Source organism: Kitasatospora sp. CMC57, assembly GCF_045866025.2.
Taxonomy (GTDB): Bacteria; Actinomycetota; Actinomycetes; order Streptomycetales; family Streptomycetaceae; genus Kitasatospora.
In genome coordinates this window covers 2582999-2606068 of record NZ_AP035881.2, presented here as the reverse complement: position 1 = coordinate 2606068, position 23070 = coordinate 2582999, and the positions used below count along the sequence as shown (strand labels likewise).

The following is a 23070-nucleotide window of genomic DNA, read 5'->3' as shown; positions in this document are numbered from 1 at the left end:
ATAGGATGGGGCCCAAGAAAGAGGCCGGGCACGTCACCGAGCGCCCGGTCCGACCAGAACTCACCTTGAGGATCGCTGCATGCCTGGCATCACGCGCGAGGAGGTCGCCCACCTCGCCCGGCTGTCGCGTCTGGAGCTGCAGGCCGAAGAGCTGGACCACTTCGCCGAGCAGCTCGACGTGATCATCGGCGCGGTCGCCCGCGTTTCCGAGGTCGCCGGACAGGACGTACCGCCGACCTCCCACCCGCTGCCGCTGACCAACGTCATGCGCGCGGACGTGGTGCGGCCGTCGCTCACTCCCGAGCAGGCGCTGGCCGGCGCCCCCGCCGTCGAGGAGCAGCGTTTCCGCGTGCCGCAGATCCTCGGGGAGGACTGATCACCATGACCGAACTGATCAAGCGGACGGCCGCCGAGACCGCCGCCGCCATCGCCTCCGGCGAGGTCTCCGCCGTCGAGGTCGCCCAGGCGCACCTGGACCGGATCGGCGCCGTCGACAAGAAGGTCAACGCCTTCCTGCACGTGGACACCGAGGGTGCGCTGAGCGCCGCCCGCGCGGTGGACGAGAAGCGCGCCCGCGGCGAGGAGCTCGGCCCGCTGGCCGGCGTCCCGCTCGCGCTCAAGGACGTCTTCACCACCAAGGGCGTCCCGACCACCTGCGGCTCGAAGATCCTCCAGGGCTGGATCCCGCCGTACGACGCCACCCTGACGACCCGTCTGAAGGACGCGGGCGTGGTCATCCTCGGCAAGACCAACATGGACGAGTTCGCGATGGGCTCCTCCACCGAGAACTCCGCCTACGGCCCGACCGGCAACCCCTGGGACCTGTCCCGGATCCCCGGCGGCTCCGGCGGCGGCTCGGCGGCGGCCCTGGCCGCCTACCAGGCCCCGCTGGCGATCGGCACCGACACCGGCGGCTCGATCCGCCAGCCCGGCGCCGTCACCGGCACCGTGGGCGTGAAGCCGACGTACGGCTCGGTCTCCCGCTACGGCCTGGTCGCGTTCTCCTCCTCGCTGGACCAGGGCGGCCCGTGCGCCCGTACGGTGCTGGACACCGCGCTGCTGCACGAGGCGATCGCCGGCCACGACCCGCTGGACTCCACCTCGATCGACGCGCCCGTCCCGGCCGTGGTCGAGGCCGCCAAGCTGCGCGACGTGCGCGGCATGCGGATCGGTGTGGTCAAGGAGTTCGCGGGTGAGGGCTACCAGGCCGGCGTGATGCAGCGCTTCAACGAGTCGGTGGAGCTGCTCCGCGAGCTCGGCGCCGAGATCGTCGAGGTCTCCTGCCCGTCCTTCACCCTCGCGCTGCCCGCCTACTACCTGATCGCGCCCAGCGAGGCCAGCTCCAACCTGGCCCGCTTCGACGCGATGCGGTACGGCCTGCGGGTCGGCGACGACGGCACCCGCTCGGCCGAGGACGTCACCGCCCTCACCCGGGAGGCCGGCTTCGGCGCCGAGGTCAAGCGCCGGATCATCCTCGGCACGTACGCCCTCTCCTCGGGCTACTACGACGCCTACTACGGCTCGGCCCAGAAGGTCCGCACCCTGATCTCGCGCGACTTCGACGCCGCCTTCGCCGGTGTCGACGTGCTGATCTCGCCGACCACCCCGACCACCGCCTTCCCGATCGGCGAGCGCGCCGACGACCCGATGGCAATGTACCTGGCCGACCTCTGCACCATCCCGTCCAACCTCGCGGGCAACGCGGCCATGTCGCTGCCCTGCGGGCTCGCGCCGGAGGACAATCTCCCGGTCGGCCTGCAGATCATCGCCCCCGCGATGGCGGACGACCGCCTGTACCGCGTGGGCGGCGCCGTCGAGGCCGCACTCAACGACAAGTGGGGACACCCCCTGCTGGAGGAGGCACCGGCACTGTGAGCAGCATCGCGAAGGCCAAGGGTTTCAAGCACTCGAAGCCGGGTCTCTGGCTGTCCATCGGCACCAGCGCCTTCGGCGCGGTCTCGGTCGTCAAGGACGTCAGGAAGGCCCGCAGCGAGAACGACACCCTCATGCTGATCAACGCCCTGGTCGGCGCCGCCGCGCTGATCACCGGCACCGCACTCCTCGTCCGTGAGCTCAAGCGGCTCGGTGACGACGACGTGCTGCTGGGCTGACGGACCTCCAAGACTCAACTGAAGGGGACGCTGTGAGCGTCATTAGCCTGGTCTCGTACGAGGACGCACTCGCCTCGTACGACCCGGTGATGGGCCTTGAGGTCCATGTCGAGCTGGGTACCAAGACCAAGATGTTCTGCGGCTGCTCGACCGAGCTGGGCGCCGAGCCCAACTCGCAGACCTGCCCGACCTGCCTCGGCCTGCCGGGCTCGCTGCCGGTGGTCAACGCGATCGGCGTGGAGTCGGCGGTCAAGATCGGTCTCGCGCTGAACTGCGAGATCGCGGAGTGGTGCCGGTTCGCCCGGAAGAACTACTTCTACCCGGACATGCCGAAGAACTTCCAGACCTCGCAGTACGACGAGCCGATCGCCTTCAACGGCTACCTCGACGTGCAGTTGGAGGACGGCTCGACCTTCCGGGTCGAGATCGAGCGCGCCCACATGGAGGAGGACACCGGCAAGTCCTCGCACATCGGCGGCGCGACCGGCCGGATCCACGGCGCCTCGCACTCGCTGCTGGACTACAACCGGGCCGGCATCCCGCTGATCGAGATCGTCACCAAGCCGATCGAGGGCGCGGGCGAGCGTGCTCCGGAGGTGGCGAAGGCGTACGTGGCCGAGCTGCGTGAGCTGATCAAGGCGCTGGACGTCTCCGAGGCCCGGATGGACAAGGGCCAGATGCGCTGCGACGTGAACCTGTCGCTGCGTCCGCACGGCCGGGAGAAGTTCGGCACCCGCTCGGAGACCAAGAACGTCAACTCGCTGCGCAGCGTGGAGCGGGCGGCCCGGTTCGAGATCCGCCGGCACGCCACCGTGCTCACCGACGGCGGCACGATCGTGCAGGAGACCCGGCACTTCCACGAGGACGACGGCTCCACCACGGCCGGCCGGATCAAGGACAACGCCGAGGACTACCGGTACTTCCCGGAGCCCGACCTGGTCCCGATCGCGCCCGCGCGCGAGTGGGTCGAGGAGCTGCGGGCCGGGCTACCCGAGCTGCCCCGGGTCCGCCGGGCCCGGCTGCAGGGCGAGTGGGGCCTGTCCGACCAGGACATGCAGGCCGTGCTCAACGCCGGTGCGGTGGAACCGATCCTGGAGACCATCGCCGCCGGCGCGCCGGCCGACCAGGCCCGCAAGTGGTGGCTGGGCGAGCTGGCCCGCCGGGCCAACGAGACCGGCACCGACCTCACCGACCAGCCGATCACTCCGGCCCAGGTGGCCCGGGTCTGCGCGCTGGTGGCCGAGGGCAAGCTGAACGACAAGCTGGCCCGCCAGGTCATCGAGGCCGTGCTGGCCGGTGAGGGCGAGCCGGACGCGGTCATCGAGGCCCGCGGCCTCGCCGTGGTCTCGGACGACTCCGCGCTGGGCGCGGCGGTCGACCAGGCGATTGCCGAGAACGGCGCGATCGCCGACAAGATCCGGGACGGCAAGGTCGCCGCGGTCGGCGCCCTGGTCGGCGCGGTCATGAAGACCACCCGGGGCCAGGCCGACGCCGCGAAGGTCAAGGACATGATCTTCGAGAAGCTGGGTGTCCAGGTCTAGGCATACCTAGGCCGTCCGCGACCGCCCGCTCCGTACCCACGGAGCGGGCGGTCGGCGTCTAAGGACCTGACGCTCCGGAACATGCGGCATGCTCCCGATGTGGTGACCCCCCTCAGCGGAGGAAGCTCTCAGCAGGACGAAAGACCGGCCGACCGAGGCCGGGACGGTCTGCCGAGAAAGGGAGTCACCATGCTGGAGTACGAGCTCATCCAGGCCCGCTCGCAGGAGCTGCAGCGCCGCGCCCGGCACGAGGCCCTGGTCCGGGAGGCGCTGGACGCGGTGCACCGCGAAGGGCGCCCGAGCCTGCGGGCCGGCCTGCGGAGAGCACTGCGGAACCGCCGGGTACGGGCACTCAGTCCGGCCCCGCGGCTCCGCCAGAGCTGACCCGGGGTACGAATGCTGACAGACCGTCACAGCCCGGCCGTCGGCCGTCCGAGCAGCGAGATATCCGCTCGGACGGTGTCGGCGGCCTGTGGCATGCTCGGCGCCATGGAGCAGATATCGGTGAGCCCGGTCTTCGTCGGACGCGGCACCGAGATCGGCACCCTGGACGCCGCACTGCGCCGGGCCGCGGCCGGCCAGCCGCAGGCCGTGCTGGTCGGCGGCGAGGCGGGGGTCGGCAAGACCAGGCTGATCGAGGAGTTCCTGACCGCGGCCTGCGGGCCCGGCGTGGTCACCACCCTGGGCGGCTGCCTGGAGGTCGGGGCCGAGGGGCTGCCGTACGCCCCGCTGGCCACCGCGCTGCGCCGTCTGCACCGGAGCCTGGGAGCCGATCTCGAACGGGCCGCGCAGGGCATGGAGGGTCACCTCACCCGGCTGCTGCCCGACTTCGGCGCGGACGACGCCGAGCCCAACGACGAGTTCAGCCGGGCCCGGCTGTTCGAGCACACCGCCCGGCTGTTCGAGCGGCTCTCCGCCGACCGGACGATCGTGCTCGCGGTCGAGGACCTGCACTGGTCCGACCGGTCCACCCGGGAGCTGCTCACCTACCTGATCCGGACCCTGCACCGGGCCCGGGTGATGATCGTCGCCACCTACCGCTCGGACGACCTGCACCGCAGGCACCCGCTGCGCCCGTTCCTGGCCGAGCTGGACCGGCTGCGGACCGTCCAGCGGGTGGAGCTGTGCCGGTTCGGCCGGCGCGAGGTGGCCGCCCAGCTGGCCGGCATCCTGGGCACCCGGGGCACCGACCGGCAGCTGGTGGACCGGATCCACCGCCGCTCCGAGGGCAACCCCTTCTTCGTCGAGGAGCTGGCCACCGCTCATCAGGACGGCTGCGACACCGGCCTCACCGACTCGCTCCGCGACCTGCTGCTGGTCCGGGTCGAGGCCCTGCCGGACGAGACCCAACGGGTGCTCAGGATCGCCGCCGAGGGCGGCTCGCTGGTCGAGCACGCCCTGCTGGAGGCGGTGCTGGAGGAGGGCGAGGACGTCCTGCTGGACGCGCTGCGGAACGCCGTCGGGGTCAACGTGCTGCGCCCGGACAGCGACGGCGACGGCTACCGGTTCCGGCACGCGCTGGTCCGCGAGGCGATCTCGGACGACCTGCTGCCCGGCGAGCGGTACCGGATCAACCGCAGGTACGCCACCGCGCTGGAGCAGGACGGCTCGCTGGTCTGCGGCAACGGCCGGGCCGCCAGGCTGGCCAACTACTGGTACCACGCGCACGATCCGGGCCGCGCCCTGCCGACGGCCCTGGAGGCCGCCAGGTCGGCCCGGCGGCGGAACGCCTTCGCCGAGCAACTCAACATGCTGGAACGGGCGCTGGAGCTCTGGGACGAGGTCTCCGACGAGGTGCGGCAGGAGAACCTGCGGCCCGCCGACTGGGCCGGTACGTACCCGCCGTGCGGCCACGACGGCGGCAGCTGCCGGCTGCTGCACCTGGTCGACGTGCTGGCCGAGGCGGTGCTGGCCGCCCGCCGGGCGGGCGACCGGGACCGCGGGCTGAGCCTGGCCAAGCGGGCCTTCCAGCTGCTGGACGAGGAGACCGAGCCGGAGCGGGTCGCCTGGTTCCGGATCCAGCGCGCGCTGATGTTCCGTCACCTCGGGCGAGCCGGCAGCGACGAGGAGATCGAGCGGGCCCAGCGGCTGGTGGCCGGTCTGCCGCCGTCCCCGGTGCAGGCCGAGGTGCTGGCCCTGGCGGCCGGCCACGCGATGCTCGGAGACCCGGTCGAGGCCGACCTCGAGCTGGCCGAGCGGGCCGCCGAGATCGCCCGCCAGGTCGGAGCCGACGCGGTCGAGCAGCACGCCCGGATGACGATGGGCACCCTGGCCGTCCACTTCGGTGACTCGGCGGCCGGGCTCGCACTGCTGACCGACGCGGTCGAGAAGGTCCGGCGCACCGGCCCGGTGGACGTGCTCTGCCGGGGGCTGAACAACCTGTCCAGCCTGCTGCTGGGCCTCGGCCGGGCGGCCGAGGCGGAGGCGTTCGCCCGCGAGGGCCTGGCCGCCGCCCGGGGCAACGGGCTGCTCGGCAACATCGGCGCCCTGCTGACCGGGAACCTGGTCGAATCCCTTCTGGTGCTCGGCCGCCCGGCCGAGGCCGAGCAGTTGCTGTCCGAGTGGGAGGGCGACCCGGCAGGCAGCAACTACCACGCCTTCCTCGGCCGGCTGCGGGCCGAACTCGCCCTCGACCAGGGCGACCTGGCACTCGCCGAGGAGTACCTGGAGCGGGCCAGGGTGGCCGGGCGGCAGGTCAGGCAGTCCCAGCACGACCTGCCGATCGCCCGGCTGGCGATGCGGATCGAGGCCAGGGCCGGGCGGCCCCTCCAGGCCAGGGCCGAACTGCTCGCGGTGCTCGACCGCTTGGCCGACCTCCCGGTCGAGCAGGGTCTCCCGGACGGCTGTCTGTTGGGGCTGCTCCCGGTGCTGGTGGAGGGCGCCTCGGGGGAGGCCGACTCGCGGGGGTCGGCGGCGGCCGACCTGGGCCGTCCTGTGGTGCTGCGGCGGATCGCCGAGGTGGCCGCCCGACTCCGGCCGCACACGGCGCTGCACCGCGGCTGGGCGGCGCTGCTGGCGGCCGAGCTGGCCCGCGCCGAAGGCAGCGACACGCCCGAGCAGTGGGCCGACGTGGTGGAGCTGCTGCGCTGCACCGGTCTCGGCTGCCCGCTCGGCCAGGCGCTCTACCGACTGTCCGAGTCGCTGCTGACGGCCGGCCGCCGCGAGGCCGCAGTCGAGCCGCTGCGGGAGGTCCAGGCGCTGGCCACGGCCGGTCTGTACCTGCGGCAGGACATCGGCCGGCTGACCGCCAGGTCCGGCCTCTCGCTGGCCGCCCGTCCGGCACCGGCGGCCGACCGACCGGCCGACCCCGCAGACGGGTTCGGGCTCACCCCGCGCGAGCGGGACGTCCTGCACCGGCTGGCGCAGGGACGCACCAACCGGCAGATCGCCGAGGAGCTGTACATCTCCCCGAAGACCGCCAGCGTGCACGTCTCCAACATCCTGGCCAAGCTCTCGGTCGGCAGCCGTGGCGAGGCCGCCGCCCTGGCCCACCGCCTGCACCTGCTCGGTGCCTGACACCGGTCACTCCCGGCCGGGCGGACGGCCCTGAATCCGTGCGCCCCCGTCGTGCGCTGCGGCCAACCGGGGCGATCCCGTCATGAGCGGGACACACCGCCATCCGGGCCCCATTACTCTAAGTTGAGTGTACGTGTCATTGAGTGACGGAAGTGGTGTAAGGTCCCGAGAGGGAACACCGGCAAGGCGTGGGGGAGGTCGAGTGAACTTCCACCCGAGCCGCCTCCTCGGCACGCTGCTGGTGCTGCTCTGCCTCGGGTACGCCCTGGGCGCCGCCATCGGCTGGGGATCGCCGGAACTCGCGCTGTTCATGGGCGACTTCGGCCTCGCCGGAGCGGCACTGGCCGCCGCGCTCTCCTGTCTGCTTCACGCCTGTGCGACCGGTGGCCCGGCCCGCCCCGCCTGGCTGCTGTTCGGCCTCTCCTCCTCGACGGTGGCCATCGGCAACGCCACCTGGGGCTGGTACGAGGTGGTGCTCGGCACCAGGCTGCCGGAGGACTCGCCCGCCGAGTACGCCTTCCTGCTGTTCGCCCCGCTCGCCATCATCGGCCTGACCGTGCTGTCCCAGCGGCCCCGAACGGCGGCCGGCTGGCTCTGCCTGCTGCTCGACGGCTGGCTGGTGGCAGGATCGCTGTTCACCCTCAGCTGGAGCCTGGCGCTCGGCCGGGTCGCGGCGGGCGAGGGCGAGGACCCGCTCCGGCTGGCGCTCAACCTGGCTTACCCCGTGCTGGACATCCTGCTGGTCAGCCTGGTGGTCGGGCTGAGGTTCCGGAGCCGGGACGGCAACCGGGCCGCCGTGCACACCGCGATGGTCGGCCTGGCCGTCACGGTGGTCTGCGACGCGCTCTTCACCTCGCCCGCGCTGCACAGCGGTTACCACTCCGGCGACCTGCTGGACGCTGGCTGGTTCGCCGGCAGCGTGCTGCTCGCCTGGGCGCCCTGGGCCTCGCGCGGCCGGTTCGCGCCGAGCCGTGAGCACCCCTCGGTCGGCGGCACCCCCCGCCGCCGGGTCTCCTCCACCTTCAGCGCGCTCACCCCGTACGTCGCGGCGGCGGTCTGCACCGCGGGCATCCTCTACAACGCGCTCGGCGGCCACGCGCTGGACCGGGTGGTGCTGGCGTCGGCCTGCACGGTCGGTCTGGCGCTGATCGTCCGGCAGGGCGTGATACTGCTCGACAACCTCTCGCTCACCCAGGAGCTCGCCCAGAAGGAGGCGCACTTCCGCTCGCTGGTGCAGGGTTCCAGCGACGTGATCATGATCGCGGGCGGCAGCGGTGTGCTCTCCTACGTCAGCCCCGCCTCGATCGGCGTCTACGGGCGGGACCCGGAGGAGCTGGTCGGCGGGAACCTGCTCAACCTGGTGCACCCCGACGACGTCGACCGGGTGCTGCGCGAGGTCCGGCGGCTGATGGCCGACCGGCCGGTGCGCCGGGACGGCGCGGGGGAGCCCTCGGCCCGGGTGGAGTGCCGGGTGCGTTCGGGCAACGACGAGTGGCTGCACGTGGAGTCGACGGTCAACCGGTACCGCGACGGGCTGATCCTGAACAGCCGCGACGTCACCGAACGCGTCATGCTGCAGGCACAGTTGCAGCACAACGCGTTCCACGACCCGCTCACCGACCTGCCGAACCGGGCGCTCTTCACGCAGCGGCTGCGCACCTCGCTCAGCCCGGCCGACGGGTACGGCGGGTACGCCGAGGACGCCACCGTGGCGGTGCTCTTCCTCGACCTGGACGGCTTCAAGGCGGTCAACGACAGCGCGGGCCACCAGGTCGGCGACGAGCTGCTGGTGCAGGCCGCCCGCCGCCTCCAGCACGCGGTGAGGTCCGGCGACACGGTGGCCAGGTTCGGCGGCGACGAGTTCGCCGCGCTGGTCCGGGGCAGGCTCGGCAAGGCCCAGGTGCACGAGCTGGCCGAGCGGCTCCGCACGGCGCTCTCCGAGCCGTACTGGATCGGCGGGGCCGAGCTCGGGGTGGCGGCCAGCATCGGGATCGCCTTCGCCGGCTGCGATCCGGATCCCGACGCCGACCCGCAGGCCGCGGCGGACGAGCTGATGCGGAACGCCGACCTCGCGATGTACCGGGCGAAGTCCGAGGGAAAGGGCCGGGTGGTGCTCTACCACCCGGCGATGCGGGCCGAGTTGGACCGCCGCACCGAGCTGGAGGAGCGGCTCAGGGTGGCCGTCCAGGAGGGCTCCTTCACGCTGCTGCACCAGCCCGTGGTGGATCTGGCCACCGGCGCCGTGATCGGCGTCGAGGCCCAGGCCCGCTGGCGCTCGGCGCAGGGGCTGCTGCTCACCCCGGCGGAGTTCCTGCGCACCGCCGACCAGGGTGACGCGGCCACCAGGTTCGCCCGCTGGATGCTCCAGGAGACGGTTACCGCAGCCGCCCACCGGGCCGGCCCGCGCCTGGTGCCCGTCCCGGTCTCGATCCGGCTGTCGGCCCAGCGGCTGTGCGCGCCCGGCATGTACGAGGCGGTGGTCGCGGTGCTCAGGGAGACCGGTCTGCCCGCCGAGCTGCTGGTGATCGAGCTGGCCAGGACGGGCCCGGACGAGCACGCGGACGAGCTCGGCCGCCGGCTCGCCGCGCTCCGGCGGCACGGCGTCTCCACGGCGGTGGCGGGCTTCGGCGCGGGCGGCGGCTCGCTCGGCACGCTGGCCCGGCTCCCGTTCGACGCGCTCAAGCTGGACCGCAGCCTGGTCCAGGACGTGGCCGACTCACGGCTGACCCGGGCGCTGGCCGGCCACGCCCTCCGGCTCGCCCGTGACCTGGGCCTGGTGACCGCCGCCGAGGGGGTGGACCAGCCCCGCCAGGTGACCGCGCTGCAGGAGCTGGGGTGCCGTCAGGGGCAGGGACTGGCCTTCGCCCAGCCGTTGGACGAGCACCGGCTCCGACGGGCCCTGCTGCGCCGGGTCTACCCGCTGCCGAAGCAGGCGAACGGGCTTTCCGCGCGTCACTCCTACCTCGCGGCGGACGCCCGATCGGGTGGCCGTCCCGAACCCGGCGGCAGCCGGGTGGTGCACCACCAGAACGCCCCCGACCTGGCCGAACGCCGCCCGACCCACGGTCCGGGCTGGGGTCAGGGCGGGGGTCCGCATAGCGAGACGGCCGTCCCACCTGCTTGACACGGCCCACTGCCGGGGAGGAAGGTCGGTGCCATGCGCACCCGAATTCTCGTACTTGGCGGGCGCGTCGGCTGAGCGGGCCACCCCCCGCACGGAGAGACCGACGCGCCACCCCTCGCATGCCCTTGGCACGAGGGGTTTTTTGTTGCACTGGAACCGTCCGACCATGCAAGACCCCTGCCGAAATCGTCCCCGGTACCCAACCGTCCGGGTGGACGATGGAGGCAGGACCGGCGACCGGCCCCCGACCCCAGGACCCTCACCTGACGGGGACGGCAGAACCCGAGAAGAGACAGGCAGATGACCGAGCACGCCGCCCCCCGCCGCGGGGACACCCCGGCCACCCACGCTCCTGCGCCCAGCGTCGTCGTGGAGACGATGACCGGCGCGCAGTCGCTCATCCGCTCGCTCGAGGCGGTGGGCGCGGACACCGTCTTCGGCATCCCGGGCGGCGCCATCCTCCCCGCCTACGACCCGCTGATGGACTCCCAGAAGGTCCGTCACATCCTGGTCAGGCACGAGCAGGGCGCGGGCCACGCGGCCACCGGCTACGCCCAGGCCACCGGCCGGGTCGGGGTCTGCATGGCCACCTCGGGCCCGGGCGCGACCAACCTGGTCACCCCGATCGCCGACGCGTACATGGACTCCGTCCCGATGGTCGCGATCACCGGTCAGGTCGCCTCCAAGGCGATCGGCACCGACGCCTTCCAGGAGGCGGACATCTGCGGCATCACGATGCCGATCACCAAGCACAACTTCCTGGTCACCGACCCGGCCGAGATCCCCCGGGTGATCGCCGAGGCGTTCCACATCGCCGCCACCGGCCGCCCGGGCCCGGTCCTGGTCGACATCGCCAAGGACGCGCTGCAGGCCACCACCACCTTCCGCTGGCCGGTGGAGACCTCGCTGCCCGGCTACCGCCCGGTGACCAAGCCGCACGCCAAGCAGATCCGCGAGGCCGCCCGGATGCTGGTCGCCGCCAAGCGCCCGGTGCTCTACGTCGGCGGCGGCGTGCACAAGGCCCAGGCCAGCGCCGAACTGCGGATCCTGGCCGAGCTGACCGGCGCCCCGGTGGTCACCACCCTGATGGCGCTCGGCGTCTTCCCGGACAGCCACCCGCAGCACCTGGGCATGCCGGGCATGCACGGTTCCGTCCCGGCCGTCACCGCGCTGCAGAAGGCCGACCTGCTGTTCACCCTGGGCGCCCGCTTCGACGACCGGGTGACCGGCAAGCTGGACAGCTTCGCCCCGTACGCCAAGGTCGTGCACGCGGACATCGACCCGGCCGAGATCGGCAAGAACCGCCCGGTCGACGTGCCGATCGTCGGTGATGCCCGCGAGGTGCTGGCGGACCTGATCGTCGCGGTGCAGGCCGAGTTCGACGCCGGTCACAAGGGCGACTACGCGGACTGGTGGGTCAAGCTCAACCAGTGGAAGACCACCTACCCGCTGGGCTACGAGGCCGCTCCGGGTGGCGAGTTGTCGCCGCAGCAGGTGATCGAGCGGATCGGGCAGCTGGTCGGCCCGGACGCGATCTACGCGGCGGGCGTCGGCCAGCACCAGATGTGGGCCTCGCAGTTCATCAACTACGAGAAGCCGGCCACCTGGCTGAACTCCGGTGGTGCGGGCACCATGGGCTACGCCGTGCCGGCCGCGATGGGCGCCAAGGCGGGCATGCCGGACGTCCCGGTCTGGGCGATCGACGGCGACGGCTGCTTCCAGATGACCAATCAGGAACTGGTCACCTGCGCGCTGAACAACATCCCGATCAAGGTCGCGGTGATCAACAACGGTTCGCTGGGCATGGTCCGCCAGTGGCAGACCCTGTTCTACAACCAGCGCTACTCCAACACCGTGCTGCACGCGGGCCCCGAGCACGACGGCATCGCCGCCCCGGCGCAGGGCACCCGGATCCCGGACTTCGTGCTGCTCTCCGAGGCGATGGGCTGTGTCGGCCTGCGCTGCGAGCGGCCCGAGGACCTGGACGCGGTGATCAAGCAGGCGATGGAGATCAACGACCGCCCGGTGGTCATCGACTTCATCGTCCACCAGGACGCCATGGTCTGGCCGATGGTCGCCGCAGGCACCAGCAACGACGAGATCCTCGCCGCCCGGGACGTGCGCCCGGACTTCGGCGACGACCTCGACTAGGCCCGCCCGTCGCCCACCGCCACCCTTGCTCGATCCGGCTTCGCCGGAACACCTCTGGGCCCGTCGCCCACCGCCACCCTTGCTCGATCCGGCTTCGCCGGAACACCTCTGGGCCCGTCGCCCACCGCCACCCTTGCTCGATCCGGCTTCGCCGGAACACCTCTGGGCCCGTCGCCCACCGCCACCCTTGCTCGATCCGGCTTCGCCGGAACACCTCTGGTGCCGATAGAGAGTCCATGATCATGTCCAAGCACACCCTCTCCGTCCTGGTCGAGAACAAGCCCGGCGTGCTCGCCCGGATCGCCGCCCTGTTCTCCCGTCGGGGTTTCAACATCGACTCGCTGGCCGTCGGCCCGACCGAGCACCCGGACATCTCCCGGATGACCATCGTGGTCAACGTGGAGGACCTCCCACTGGAGCAGGTCACCAAGCAGCTGAACAAGCTGGTCAACGTGATAAAGATCGTCGAACTCGACCAGTCCGCCGCGATCCAGCGCGAGTTGGTCCTGGTGAAGGTCCGGGCCGACGCCGAGACGCGGTCGCAGATCGTCGAGATCGTCCAGCTGTTCCGGGCCAAGACGGTCGACGTCTCGCCCGACGCGGTGACCATCGAGGCCACCGGCAGCTCGGACAAGCTGGAGGCGATGCTCCGGATGCTGGAGCCGTACGGCATCAAGGAGTTGGTCCAGTCCGGTCTGGTCGCGATCGGGCGCGGTGCCCGGTCGATCACCGACCGCTCGCTGCGGGCCCTCGACCGCAGCGCCTGACGCCCGCCCGTCGCCCACCACCACGCCCTTCGCCTGACGCGCGCTTCGCGCGGCACCTCTGCTGTCTCACACCCTGAAGCACTGCCCCACACCCCCGCCGGGTCCACGTACGGTAGGTACGCACCGGCATCACCACCACGCAAGGAGATGTGCCCCCGTGGCCGAGCTGTTCTACGAAGACGACGCTGACCTGTCCATCATCCAGGGCCGCAAGGTCGCGGTCATCGGCTACGGCAGCCAGGGCCACGCCCACGCGCTGTCGCTGCGCGACTCGGGCGTCGACGTCCGGGTCGGCCTCAAGGAGGGCTCGTCCTCCCGTGCAAAGGCCGAGGAGGAGGGCCTGCGCGTCGTCACCGCCGCCGAGGCCGCCGCCGAGGCCGACGTCATCATGATCCTGGTGCCGGACCCGATCCAGTCCGACGTCTACGAGGCGGACATCGCGCCGAACCTGAAGGCGGGCGACGCCCTGTTCTTCGGCCACGGCCTGAACATCCGCTTCGGCTTCATCAAGCCCCCGGCCGACGTCGACGTCTGCATGGTCGCCCCCAAGGGCCCGGGTCACCTGGTGCGCCGCCAGTACCAGGAGGGCCGCGGCGTCCCCGCCATCGTGGCCGTCGAGCAGGACGCCACCGGCAAGGCCTTCGACCTGGCGCTGTCGTACGCCAAGGGCATCGGCGGCACCAAGGCCGGCGTCATCAAGACCACCTTCACCGAGGAGACCGAGACCGACCTGTTCGGTGAGCAGGCCGTCCTCTGCGGTGGCACCGCCGCCCTGGTCAAGGCCGGTTTCGAGACCCTGGTCGAGGCCGGCTACCAGCCGGAGATCGCCTACTTCGAGTGCCTGCACGAGCTGAAGCTCATCGTCGACCTGATGTACGAGGGCGGCCTGGAGAAGATGCGCTGGTCCATCTCGGAGACCGCCGAGTGGGGCGACTACGTGACCGGCCCGCGGATCATCACGGCCGACACCAAGGCCGCCATGAAGCAGGTCCTCGCCGAGATCCAGGACGGCACCTTCGCCAACACCTGGATCGCCGAGTACAAGGCCGGCCTGCCGAAGTACAACGAGTACAAGAGCGCCGACGCCGACCACCTGCTGGAGACCACGGGCAAGAAGCTCCGCGGTCTGATGAGCTGGGTCGACGAGAAGGCCTAGGCCGTCCGTCGCCCGCGGCCACCCTGCGGGGGCCCGCCGCGCGCGACAACTTCCTTTGTACAACCAGGCTGTTCCCGTCCGGGTGATTTCGCCGGACGGGAGCAGCCCGGCCCCCAGCCCGTCGATACACTTCCGAGTGCGCGTCAGGCCCACAGCGTCGTGCGTCTATCTACGCGGCATGCCACCTTCCCCCGCTTTCCACGCCACCATCGTGCGCGGGGAGAACCGGACAGTTAAGGACACACTGTCGTGAGCAAATCCGTAGTTCTGATCGCCGAAGAGCTGTCCCCGGCCACTGTCGACGCCCTCGGCCCCGACTTCGAGATCCGGCACTGCAACGGTGCGGACCGCACCGAGCTGCTGACCGCGATCGCCGACGTGGACGCCATCCTGATCCGCTCCGCCACCAAGGTGGACGCGGAGGCCCTGGCGGCCGCCAAGAAGCTCAAGGTGGTCGCCCGCGCGGGCGTCGGCCTGGACAACGTCGACGTGGCGGCCTCCACCAAGGCCGGTGTGATGGTCGTCAACGCGCCGACCTCCAACATCGTCACCGCCGCCGAGCTGGCCTGCGGCCTGCTGATCGCCTCGGCCCGCAACATCGCCCCGGCCAGCGCCGCGCTCAAGCAGGGCGAGTGGAAGCGCAACAAGTACACCGGCGTGGAGCTCTCCGAGAAGACCCTCGGTGTGGTCGGCCTCGGCCGGATCGGCGTGCTGGTCGCCCAGCGGATGTCCGCCTTCGGCATGAAGATCGTTGCGTACGACCCCTACATCCAGGCCGCCCGGGCGGCCCAGATGGGCGTCAAGCTGCTCTCGCTGGAGGAGCTGCTCGAGGTCTCGGACTTCATCACCGTCCACCTCCCGAAGACCCCCGAAACGATCGGCCTGATCGGCGACGAGGCGCTGCACAAGGTCAAGCCGACCGTGCGGATCGTCAACGCCGCCCGCGGCGGCATCGTGGACGAGGCCGCGCTGGCCTCCGCGCTGCGCGACGGCCGGGTGGCCGGGGCCGGTCTGGACGTCTACGCCAAGGAGCCGTGCACCGACTCCCCGCTGTTCGCCTTCGACAACGTGGTGGCCACCCCGCACCTGGGCGCCTCCACCGACGAGGCGCAGGAGAAGGCCGGCATCGCGGTCGCCAGGTCGGTCCGCCTCGCCCTTGCCGGCGAGCTGGTGCCGGACGCGGTCAATGTCCAGGGCGGCGTGATCGCCGAGGACGTGCGCCCCGGTCTGCCGCTGGCCGAGAAGCTCGGCCGGATCTTCACCGCGCTGGCCGGTGAGGTCGCGGTCCGCCTGGACGTCGAGGTCCGTGGCGAGATCACCCAGCACGATGTGAAGGTGCTCGAACTCTCCGCGCTCAAGGGCGTGTTCGAGGACGTCGTGGCGGAGACGGTGTCCTACGTGAACGCCCCGCTGTTCGCCCAGGAGCGTGGCGTCGAGGTCCGCCTCACCACCTCCAGCGAGTCGCCCGAGCACCGCAACGTGATCACCGTGCGCGGCACCCTGGCGGCCGGCGGCGAGATCGCCATCTCCGGCACCCTGTCGGGCCCGAAGCAGGTCCAGAAGATCGTCGGCGTGGACGCCTTCGACGTGGACGTGGCGCTCACCGACCACATGGCGTTCTTCAAGTACGAGGACCGCCCCGGCGTGGTCGGCACCCTCGGCCGGATCCTCGGCGACGCGGGCATCAACATCGCGGGCATGCAGGTGGCCCGGGACGGTTCCGAGGCGCTGGCCTCGATCACGGTGGACAGCGAGGTCTCGCAGGAGGTCCTGACCGAGATCGCGGGTGCGATCGGGGCGCGGTTCGCCCGCGCGGTCAACCTCGGCTGACCACACGTCGGAGGGGCCCGGTCCGCTTCGGCGGGCCGGGCCTTTTCGTCGTCCGGGGGAGTCCTGTCTCAGATACTAGGAAATCCAACTATCCGTGCAGACAGCACCCGTTCCAGGTCGTACCGTGAAAGAGCCATCCGGCGAGCCGCCCCTCCGACTCGAGGGCGCCAGGCCCGGGTGCGCGCGTACGCAGCACGGCGGGCGACCCCTGGCCGGCGTACCCGGAACCCTCACCCAGCACGCCTTCAAGGAGTTCGGTATGCCCCCCACCGCAGACCGCCACGCCACCGCCTCCGCCGCCCGGACCGAGGTCCCCCGCCGCCGTCGCAGGGCCGAACCGCACCCGGACGCCGCCGCCGCCCTGCAGCGCGCCCTGGACCGCCGCGACAACGGCGGCGCCACCGGCCACTGAGCCCGGTCGGGACCGGTCACCGAGCCCGTCGCGACCGGACCGCGACCGGCCACCCGGCCTGGTTACGGGCATTGGGCCGAACGCCTGACGATCCGTCACCCACAGGAGTGCAGTGCGCCCCCGTACGGGGGACGGTGCTCGCCCTCCCCAGCGCGATGATCGTAATTTGGTGCCTCCGGAAGGGTGACCGGGCTCCGCACGGCGCGGACCCGCCAGAGCCCCTGCCGGGGGAGACAGCCCCGTGCGCACCAGCTCAGCACTCCGGTTCGGCATCGCGCTGCTGACCGGCTCGCTCGCGCTCGCCGCCGTACCGCTCGCCGGTGCGGCGGCGGAGCGCGGTCCGGCCGAATTCACTTCGGGGGGCCGCCGCAGCGTCCTGCTCGAACTCGACACCGAGCCTGCCGCCCCGGCCTGGCGGCGGGCCGCCGAGCAGGCCACCGGCGAGCGCAGGTCGCCGGACGCGGTCCGCAGGGCGGCCTCGGCCGCCGGGGCCGAGCAGCGCCGGGCCGCCGGCCGGGCCGCCGACCAACTCGCGGGTGCGGTAAGGCGATCCGCGCCCGGCGCCCGCGAGCTGTACCGGACCGGCACCCTGCTGACCGGGCTCGCGGTGAGCGCCCCGGCCACCGCCCTGCCCGCGCTGAGCCGGCTCCCCGGCGTGCGCGCGGTGCACCCGATCGCACTGAAGCAGCGGGTCAACGGGCACTCCGTCCCGCTGCTCGGCGCCCCCGCGGTCTGGGCCGGGCAGCCCGGCAACACCGGCCGGGGCGTCAGCGTCGGCATCATCGACTCGGGCATCGACTACACCCACGCCGACTTCGGCGGGCCGGGCACCGAGCAGGCGTTCAAGGACGTGGACGGCGCCAAGACCGCGCCCAAGGCGCTCTTCCCGACCGAGAAGGTGTACGGCGGACGGGACCTGGTGGGCGACGCGTACGCCCCGGGCACGTCCGAGGCCGGCACGCCGAAGCCGGACGACAACCCGATCGACTGCGCGCTGAACGGCCACGGCACCCACGTCGCGGGCACCGCCGCCGGGTACGGCGTCACGGCGGCGGGCCAGACCTACCGGGGCCCGTACACCTCGGGCCTGGACCCGGCGGGCTTCAAGGTCGGCCCCGGCGCGGCGCCCGAGGCGCGGCTGTTCGCGATCCGGGTGTTCGGCTGCGACGGCTCGACCGACCAGCTGACCCAGGCGCTCGACCTGGCCGCCGACCCGGACGGCGACGGTGACCTGACGGACCGTCTGGACGTGGTCAACCTCTCGCTCGGCAGCCCGTTCGGCGGCCCGGACGACGCGGATTCGATCGCCGCCGACCGGCTTGCCGCACTGGGCACGGTGGTGGTCGCCGCCGCGGGCAACGAGGGCGACGCCTTCGCGATCGGCGGCAGCCCGGGCACCGCGGCCCGGGTGCTCACGGTGGCCGCTTCGGTCGACGCGCACGGCGACGCGGACGGCCTGCGGGTGCTGGCACCTCAGGCGCTGGCCGGGCTGGTCCCGGCGCACTGGAGTGCCAAGTACCAGCACTGGACGGACCGCGAAGTACAGGGCCTCCTGGCTCTGCCCGTCGACCAGTCGGACGGTTGCACGGCCTTCTCGGCCGCCGACGCGGCGCGGCTCAAGGACAGGATCGCGCTGCTGACCTGGCGCACCAAGGACCCGGACCGGGCCTGCGGTTCGGCGGCCCGCGCCGACCACGCGGCGGACGCGGGCGCGCTCGGCGCGCTGTTCGCCGCCGACGGCGACCACCTCGGCGAGCTGGCCGGCAACGACCGGGTGCCGGTCGCGATCCTCGCGAAGGCCGACGGCGACCGGCTGCTCAACGCGGTCGGGGCCGGCCCGGTGACCGTCCAACTGGCCACCCCCGGCAACCCGTTGCACGGCGCGGTGGCCCAGGAGCAGCCCCAGCGGACGGACACCCTGACCACCTTCACCTCGCGCGGCATCGGGCTGCCCGGCCTGGTCAAGCCGGACCTCGCGGCGCCGGGCGAGACCATCTGGTCGGCCAAGGCGGGTGCCGGCTCCGGCGGGATGCGCGAGGACGGCACGTCGATGGCGGCCCCGCACGTGGCCGGGCTGGCCGCGCTGGTCCGGGCCGCCCACCCCGACTGGACGGTGGCCCAGCTGAAGGCCGCCCTGATGAACACCACCGTCGACACCTGGGCGGGTGACGACCGGTCAGGCCCGGTGTACGGGCCCGAGCGGACCGGCGCGGGCCGGGCCAGGGTCGACCTGGCGGTGGCCACCCCGGTGGTCGCGTACGCGGCCGGGCCCGAGGTGGACGGTGCGGTCGGGCTCTCGTTCGGCCCGGTGCCGGTGAGCGGACCGACCACGCTGAGCCGGGAGGTCGAGCTGCGCAGCTTCGCCGGCCGCCCGCTGGAGTACCGCACCGGCTACCTGGCGGCCACCGAGCTGCCGGGAGCCTCCTTCGAGCTGACGCCGGGTCGGGTCACCGTGCCGCCCGGCGGCACCGCCAGAGTGACCGTCACCCTGCGGGTACCGGGGCAGCTGGACCGGGCGCCCGACCCGACCCTCGACCTGGTGCAGGGCGGCAAGGCCCGGAGCTACCGGGGCGAGCTGTCCGGACGGCTGCTGCTGACCCCGGCCGAGGAAGGGCCGCCCGCGCTCCGGGTGCCGCTGTTCGCCGCGCCGCACGCCGCCTCGGAGCTGACGGCGGGTCCGCAGGTCCGGGCCGCCGGCACCACCCTGCTGGGCATCACCGGCACCGTGGCGCCGACCGCGCCCGGCGGCCTGGTCAGCGCCTTCGCGCTCGGCGGCGAGGCGGACCGCTGGCCGGACTGCCCGCCCGGCGCGCGGGACGAGGAGAAGGGCACGGCCGTCTGCGTCACCGCTCCGGGGGACCGGATGGCCAACCTGCGGGCGGTGGGCGCCGCCAGCGACGCCCCGGCGGTCGGCGGCGAGCCGCTGGAGAACGGCACCCTCTACCTGGCCGCGAGCCTGTGGGCACCGGCCGCCACCCCGGCCGGCGGGGTCGCCGTCCGGGCTTCCCTGGACACCGACGGCGACCAGGTCACCGACGTGGTGGTGGCCGCCGCCCGGCTCAAGGGCAGCGATGTGCTGGTGGCCAGGACCCTGGACGCCAGAACCGGTGAGGAGCTCGACGTCCAGCCGCTGAACGCCCGGTGGGGCGACCGCGACACCGGCCTGCTGGACAGCGACACCCTGGTGCTGCCGGTCCGGCTCGCCAAGCTGCCCGGGCTGAAGCAGAGCACCTCGAAGATCCGGTACGGCCTGTGGACGGCCTTCGTCGAACCCGGCACGCCCAGCGCGGCGGCGGCGCTCTCCTCGATCGGCCTCGACGGCGAGCGGCCCGCCCTGACCATCGACGTGCTGGCCCCGGCGCTGGACGTCCGGGCGGGAGCGGGCGGCCCGGCGGCCGTTGCGGTGCCCGAACAGCCCGGCGCCGTCCTGGAGGTCAGGCGGCACGGGGCGGGGGCGGACCGGCTGCTACTGGTCCACCACTTCAACCTGGACGGGCGCCGGGCCCAGACCGTCCGGCTCCGCTGACGGCGTCATCGAGGCCCGGCCGGTCAGCACCAGCCGGGAGAGCACGAAGGTGACCGGGATCGCGACGACTGCAGCCAGCAGTGGCGCGATCCGCGAGTCCATCCCGAGCCACTGCACCAGGGCCAGCACGCCGCCGCTCTGCACCAGGTAGTTGGCGAGGTTCGGCAGCGGGAAGAGCAGGAACTTCCGCCAGCTCGGCCGGGTGCGGTAGGTGAAGTAGGTGTTCATGAAGAACGAGCCGACCATGCCGAGCAGGAAGGCCGCCGTGAACGCGGCGAAGTACGGCAGGAGGGGGTGCAGGACCAGGTAGAGCAGGTAGAAGGTGCCGGTGTTCACCACCCCGACCAGGGCGAACCTGACCAGCTGCCAGAACTGCGTCTTCACCAGGAATCCCCGCTCCGAAAGGTGGGTCCGGCCGATGCTACCGAACCGGACCGATCGCGCCGGGCCCTCCGGCGCAGCAGGGTGACCAGCGCGACCCCGACCAAGACCGCCAGCGCCGCGCCGCTCAGCGCCGCCCCCGCCGTCAGCCCCGGCGTCAGGTAGCCGCAGCTCAGCCGGGAGGCACCGGCGCCGAGCGGGACGCCGATCATGCCGAGCACCGAGGAGACCGGCCGTTCGGGCCCGTCGTCCACCGAGCACTGCCAGCCGGGCACCGCCGGGACGGAGATCAGCGCGGTGCCGGTGGAGCCGGGCGGCAGCTCGGCGTCGATGGAGTGCCCGGCGCTGTGCACGGCAGTCACACCGCTCGGCCGGGTCAGTGCCCGGTCCAGCGCGGCCCGGTCCAGGCAGCCGACCGGCTGGACCGGGATCTGGGCGGCGCCGCCGGTCCGCAGCACGACGGTGAACCGGCCGTCGGCGGGGGCGTTGCCGAGCAGCCGGATCGGCATCGCGGTCGTCGGCTGGTGGCCGTGACTGCTGTACGTCGTGCTGAGGCCCAGCACCGTGCCGTCGAACCAGGGCCCGTAGAAGAAGACCTGGTCGCCGGGCAGGCAGCTGCCCTCGAAGGTGGTCCCGGTGCCGCCCGCGGGAGTGGCCGGGATCGACCAGCCGCTGGTGCCGTGCAGGGTCGGGGCCGGGCCTGCGGTCGGGGTGAGCTGGGGGATCCGGTACACGGTGGCGTCCAGCAGCGTCTGCTGCCTGCTCCAGACCGAGCTGGTGTCGAGCGCGGCCCCGGCCGGTCGCAGGGTGATCAGCGGTACGGCCGGTGCGTGTTCGGTGGTGAAGCCGTCGGGGGCCGGCCCGTCGTCCAGGTAGGTGGTCACCCCGAACAGCGCCCGGCCGACCGGGTCCGCCGGGCTCAGGGTGTGCCGCCCGTGGTCGTACCAGCCCGCGCCGAGATCGTGCAGCAGTTCGGCGGTGGTCCTGGGCAGGTTCTCGGACGAGTACGAGCCGCCCTCGCCGCCGATCAGCAGCGGGTCGTTGCCGGTGAACTCGTGCGGCCCCGGGTCGGTCCGGCTGTCCGGCCAGTCGTCCGCCTGCCGGATCACCTGGTGGGCCGCCGGCGTCGCGGCGCTGACGGTGGTCCTGGCCCGGAGCGACAGCCGGTCGCGGGCCACCGTGACCGAGTACGTCGACAGGGTGGCCCCGGCCAGCACCCCGACGGTCAGCACCGCGCAGACCGCTCGCCGCGCGGTGCCGCGTTCGAGCAGCCACAGCGCGCCGAGCACCAGCACCCCGCCCGCCGACAGCAGCACCCAGGTCGCGGTGCGGACCGAGTCCTGCCCGAGGCCGAGCAGCGCGACCGGCACCACCACCCCGGCGCCGCCGGCCAGCGCGAACGGGTCCGGGCGGCGGGAGAGCGAGACCCAGGCTGCCATCACCAGCAGCCCGCTCAGCACGAAGGCGGCCCGGTAGGGGCTGCCCTCCGGGAGGGTCAGACCATGCCAGACCAGGACGGTCGGTTCCCAGACGAAGCTCACCCCGACCACGAGCAGCAGCGTGTACCACCCGATCCGCTCCCCGGGCCTGACCCTGCGGTTGAACGGCAGGGAGGCCACCAGCAGCAGGCCGAGGACGCCGACCGAGACGTCCGGCAGGGGGTGGTCCGAGCGGCCGCCCGGCAGCAGCTGGACCAGGTAGCCGACGGGCCCTGGCGGCCCGTCGTACGTCGCCAGCGGGGCCGGCTGGCTGTTCCGTCCCGCCGTCAGACCCACCGTCAGGACGGGCGCGGCCAGCAGCAGCCCGAACAGGAGCATGGTGACCGCCCGGGCGAGCACCTTCAGCCGGGCGAGCACCGGACGCTCCGTCAGCAGGGCCACCCGCAGCAGCAGGACGAGTGCGGCGCCGAGGGTGGCCATCGCCCCGGTGTAGTAGTTGCCCGCCCAGGCCACCGCGACCGCGAGCGAACCGAGCACCCAGTGCCTCTCCCGCAGGCACCAGTCACCGGCCAGGCAGAGCAGCGGCAGCGAGACCAGGCCCCACATCCACATCGGCTCCGCCGCGCCGACGTCGAGCACCCAGGCGCAGAGCCCGTACCCGACCGCGAGCAGCGCCCGCAGCAAGCGGGAGCCCGGGTGCAGGCGGCCCAGGAAACGGGTCATCAGCGCCGCGGCGAGGCCGATGCAGAGCAGGGTGACCAGGAAGACCGGGAAGTTCACCGCCGAGCGAGGGAACAGCCCGACCAGCCAGGAGAAGGGATTCATCAGATAGTCGGCGAAGTCGGCCAGGAACGGCGCGCCGTAGCCGCTGTTCCAGTTGAGGAGCAGGTCACCGGTGGTGTCGCCGTGCATCAGGTCCCACAGGTGGGCGTGGAACGGGACGTACCTGTCGCCCAGGTCGCCCACCGCCCGCGAGCGTGAGCCGAAGGGGTAACTCCCGTGGATCGCCGTCGCCAGGCAGTAGGCGCCCATCGAGATCCCGGCCGCGAGCCCGGCCGCCGCAAGCTCGGCCCGGCGGCTGGATTCACTCACGTGGGGGTGCTCCTGACGGTCGGT

General features: G+C 72.8%; 15 protein-coding genes. 13 read left to right on the top strand and 2 right to left on the bottom strand.

Features of this window, described 5'->3' with window-relative positions; translation table 11 throughout:
* Nucleotides 1–79: 79 nt before the first annotated feature.
* The 13 genes from gatC to ACKUU6_RS11410 all read left to right on the top strand — a co-directional run bounded on the left by gatC (nucleotide 80) and on the right by ACKUU6_RS11410 (nucleotide 20134).
* On the top strand, nucleotides 80–376 hold the full coding sequence (gatC, locus tag ACKUU6_RS11470; RefSeq protein ID WP_184913999.1) for an Asp-tRNA(Asn)/Glu-tRNA(Gln) amidotransferase subunit GatC: 297 nt from the start codon (nucleotides 80–82) through the stop codon (nucleotides 374–376).
* Nucleotides 377–381: 5 nt separating this feature from the next.
* Nucleotides 382–1875 (top strand): Asp-tRNA(Asn)/Glu-tRNA(Gln) amidotransferase subunit GatA, encoded by a 1494-nt coding sequence (gatA, locus tag ACKUU6_RS11465; RefSeq protein ID WP_407988391.1) that lies wholly within the window; start codon nucleotides 382–384, stop codon nucleotides 1873–1875.
* Nucleotides 1872–2111: a hypothetical protein gene (locus ACKUU6_RS11460; protein WP_407988390.1), complete on the top strand. Its 240-nt coding sequence runs from the start codon at nucleotides 1872–1874 to the stop codon at nucleotides 2109–2111. Before gatA ends, ACKUU6_RS11460 begins: the two co-directional genes overlap by 4 nt.
* Nucleotides 2112–2143: 32 nt before the next feature.
* Complete coding sequence (gene gatB, locus ACKUU6_RS11455) at nucleotides 2144–3652, top strand: Asp-tRNA(Asn)/Glu-tRNA(Gln) amidotransferase subunit GatB (protein ID WP_407988389.1); 1509 nt, start codon at nucleotides 2144–2146, stop codon at nucleotides 3650–3652.
* A gap of 189 nt (nucleotides 3653–3841) precedes the next feature.
* A complete protein-coding gene (locus ACKUU6_RS11450) occupies nucleotides 3842–4036 on the top strand; it encodes a hypothetical protein (RefSeq protein ID WP_407988388.1) in 195 nt (64 codons plus the stop codon).
* Between the two features lie 12 nt (nucleotides 4037–4048).
* Nucleotides 4049–7168 carry a helix-turn-helix transcriptional regulator gene (locus ACKUU6_RS11445; protein ID WP_407988387.1) on the top strand — a complete coding sequence of 1040 codons (3120 nt, stop codon included), beginning with the start codon at nucleotides 4049–4051 and terminating at the stop codon, nucleotides 7166–7168.
* Between the two features lie 202 nt (nucleotides 7169–7370).
* Nucleotides 7371–10292, top strand: a complete 2922-nt coding sequence (locus ACKUU6_RS11440; protein WP_407988386.1) for a putative bifunctional diguanylate cyclase/phosphodiesterase — start codon at nucleotides 7371–7373, stop codon at nucleotides 10290–10292.
* 300 nt (nucleotides 10293–10592) lie between these two features.
* Entirely contained in the window at nucleotides 10593–12443 is a 1851-nt protein-coding gene (locus ACKUU6_RS11435) for an acetolactate synthase large subunit (protein ID WP_407988385.1), read from the top strand.
* A 242-nt stretch (nucleotides 12444–12685) separates the two neighbouring features.
* Nucleotides 12686–13210 carry an acetolactate synthase small subunit gene (gene ilvN, locus ACKUU6_RS11430; protein WP_057232724.1) on the top strand — a complete coding sequence of 175 codons (525 nt, stop codon included), beginning with the start codon at nucleotides 12686–12688 and terminating at the stop codon, nucleotides 13208–13210.
* 157 nt (nucleotides 13211–13367) lie between these two features.
* Entirely contained in the window at nucleotides 13368–14366 is a 999-nt protein-coding gene (gene ilvC, locus ACKUU6_RS11425; protein ID WP_407988384.1) for a ketol-acid reductoisomerase, read from the top strand.
* A 249-nt stretch (nucleotides 14367–14615) separates the two neighbouring features.
* Nucleotides 14616–16196: a phosphoglycerate dehydrogenase gene (gene serA, locus ACKUU6_RS11420; RefSeq protein ID WP_407988383.1), complete on the top strand. Its 1581-nt coding sequence runs from the start codon at nucleotides 14616–14618 to the stop codon at nucleotides 16194–16196.
* A gap of 259 nt (nucleotides 16197–16455) precedes the next feature.
* On the top strand, nucleotides 16456–16608 hold the full coding sequence (locus ACKUU6_RS11415; RefSeq protein ID WP_407988382.1) for a hypothetical protein: 153 nt from the start codon (nucleotides 16456–16458) through the stop codon (nucleotides 16606–16608).
* Nucleotides 16609–16849: 241 nt separating this feature from the next.
* The gene (locus ACKUU6_RS11410; protein ID WP_407988381.1) at nucleotides 16850–20134 is read left to right on the top strand and encodes a S8 family serine peptidase; all 3285 of its coding nucleotides are present in this window, start codon (nucleotides 16850–16852) and stop codon (nucleotides 20132–20134) included.
* Here ACKUU6_RS11410 and ACKUU6_RS11405 read toward each other — a convergent pair.
* A complete protein-coding gene (locus ACKUU6_RS11405) occupies nucleotides 20075–20518 on the bottom strand; it encodes a GtrA family protein (protein ID WP_407988380.1) in 444 nt (147 codons plus the stop codon). The genes ACKUU6_RS11410 and ACKUU6_RS11405 overlap by 60 nt on opposite strands.
* Entirely contained in the window at nucleotides 20515–23046 is a 2532-nt protein-coding gene (locus ACKUU6_RS11400) for a YfhO family protein (RefSeq protein WP_407988379.1), read from the bottom strand. The genes ACKUU6_RS11405 and ACKUU6_RS11400 overlap by 4 nt, the downstream gene beginning before the upstream one ends.
* Nucleotides 23047–23070 lie beyond the last annotated feature (24 nt).

Coding starts and splice junctions, on each gene's coding strand:
- gatC (WP_184913999.1), top strand. CDS start 80: ATGCCTGGCATCACGCGCGAGGAGGTCGCCCACCTCGCCCGGCTGTCG.
- ACKUU6_RS11435 (WP_407988385.1), top strand. CDS start 10,593: ATGACCGAGCACGCCGCCCCCCGCCGCGGGGACACCCCGGCCACCCAC.
- ACKUU6_RS11445 (WP_407988387.1), top strand. CDS start 4,049: ATGCTGACAGACCGTCACAGCCCGGCCGTCGGCCGTCCGAGCAGCGAG.
- ilvN (WP_057232724.1), top strand. CDS start 12,686: ATGTCCAAGCACACCCTCTCCGTCCTGGTCGAGAACAAGCCCGGCGTG.
- ACKUU6_RS11450 (WP_407988388.1), top strand. CDS start 3,842: ATGCTGGAGTACGAGCTCATCCAGGCCCGCTCGCAGGAGCTGCAGCGC.
- gatA (WP_407988391.1), top strand. CDS start 382: ATGACCGAACTGATCAAGCGGACGGCCGCCGAGACCGCCGCCGCCATC.
- ACKUU6_RS11415 (WP_407988382.1), top strand. CDS start 16,456: ATGCCCCCCACCGCAGACCGCCACGCCACCGCCTCCGCCGCCCGGACC.